General features: G+C 50.4%; 1 protein-coding gene. It reads right to left on the minus strand.

Annotation, left to right across the window (positions count from 1 at the left end):
* Window positions 1-250: 250 nt before the first annotated feature.
* A complete protein-coding gene (gene miaB, locus RMO35_RS01790) occupies window positions 251-1,606 on the minus strand; it encodes a tRNA (N6-isopentenyl adenosine(37)-C2)-methylthiotransferase MiaB (protein ID WP_309738141.1) in 1,356 nt (451 codons plus the stop codon).
* Between the last annotated feature and the right edge of the window lie 211 nt (window positions 1,607-1,817).

Below are 1,817 nucleotides of genomic sequence, written 5' to 3' on the forward strand. Positions count from 1 at the left end.
TAGGCTCACTCTACGCCACTTACTAATCGAACCTTACGCAGGAGAGTCTGAGAGGCGGCGTCCCGCCTTTCAGCGGGGGGTCTGGGGGTCGGAACCCCCAGATCCGGGTTCTGCCTCCGCTAGAAAAATCGCAACTCACTAATATCTAAAGTTTACCGATCCACTAAGCACAACAACTGACAAAACTACCTTATCCCGAACTCACGTTCATGGCTAGTTCGATTGTGTTAGTCTCGTTGGCGATTTGGGTCTAACCGTCAAGCTGTGTCACCATGTCTCCCGTCAAACTAAAGGCGCGAGCTTCGGTACTTTTGACGGGGACGACTTTCCCCCGCAGTTCCTCAATATCCCCATTGAAAAAAGTCAAGCGATTGCCACCAGTTCGACCTAAAACTTGGTCGGGATTTTTGGCATTACGGTCTTCGACTAAGACCAATTCTACCCGATCGAGATATCGCTGCGATCGCTCGATCGCCGTTTGGGAAACTAGGTGATTGATCTGCTGCAATCTATCGAGTTTGATTTCTTCACTCAATTGATTTGTCCACACGGCGGCGGGGGTATTCGGACGTGGTGAATAAGCAGCCGTATTCACCATATCAAAGCCGATATCCGCGATCAAAGTCAGCGTCCGCTCGAACTGTTCCTCAGTCTCACCGGGAAATCCGACGATCGCGTCGGCACTAATCGACGCATCGGGCATATACTTACGAATGGTATCGACAATTCGGCGATATTTTTCGTGAGTATAACCGCGCGACATTGCTTTGAGAATGTCATTGTCCCCAGACTGAAATGGTACGTGAAAATGCTCGCACACCTTCGGTAATTCGGTACAGGCTTTAATCAACCGCTCGGTAAAATAACGCGGGTGGCTAGTGGCAAATCGAATCCGCTCGATCCCCTCGATGTCATGAACGTAGTAAAGTAAATCCGTCAACGTATTCAAATGGCGACCTTCCACCGTCGAACCTGGTAAATCGCGCCCATAGGCATCGATGTTTTGACCGAGTAAGGTAATTTCTTTATAACCCTGACGTGCCAATTCTCTAATTTCAGTGCGAATAGCTTCAGGCGTGCGCGACTGCTCGATGCCACGTACATTAGGCACCACACAATAGGTACAGCGTTCGTTACAGCCATAAATCACATTCACCCACGCCGTCACGCTACTATCGCGGCGGGGTTTGGTAATATCTTCAATAATGTGTACTGGTTCGGTCGCCACCACCTGAGCGCCAGCAAATACCTGCTGCAACAGGTCTTCGAGACGATTGGCATGTTGTGGCCCCATAATGATATCTAGCTCGGGAATCCGGCGCAGCAGTGCTTCACCTTCCTGCTGAGCAACGCAACCAGCCATAATCAGGATCAGATCCGGATTGTCTTTTTTGCGGCGAGTTTGTTTGCCTAGATAAGAATAAACCTTCTGTTCTGCCAGATCGCGAATCGTGCAGGTGTTATACAGCACCAAATCAGCACTGAAAGGATCGTCCGACCATTGGAACCCCATCTCTTCTAATATCCCACCCATCCGCTCGGAATCAGCTTTGTTCATCTGACAGCCAAAGGTGGTGATGTGATAATTTCGCGTTTTGGAGGTCATGGGGGATGGGGAGAGTGGGAGTGGGGGAGTGGGGGAGTATTAGATGTGGTGATGTTCGATCGTCTGTTGTCAGAGAAATGTTAGATGGTAAGCGACGCGATTATATTATAGGCGATCGCCGACATTGCTTGGAGATCGAGCAGTAGCCCCACAACCCGAAGCTAACTCCCCATTCCCTCGTCCCCCGTCCCCCCATCTCCCCCACTCCTCC

It is taken from the genome of Chamaesiphon sp. OTE_20_metabat_361 (genome assembly GCF_031364565.1).

Coding starts and splice junctions, on each gene's coding strand:
- miaB (WP_309738141.1), bottom strand. CDS start 1,606: ATGACCTCCAAAACGCGAAATTATCACATCACCACCTTTGGCTGTCAG.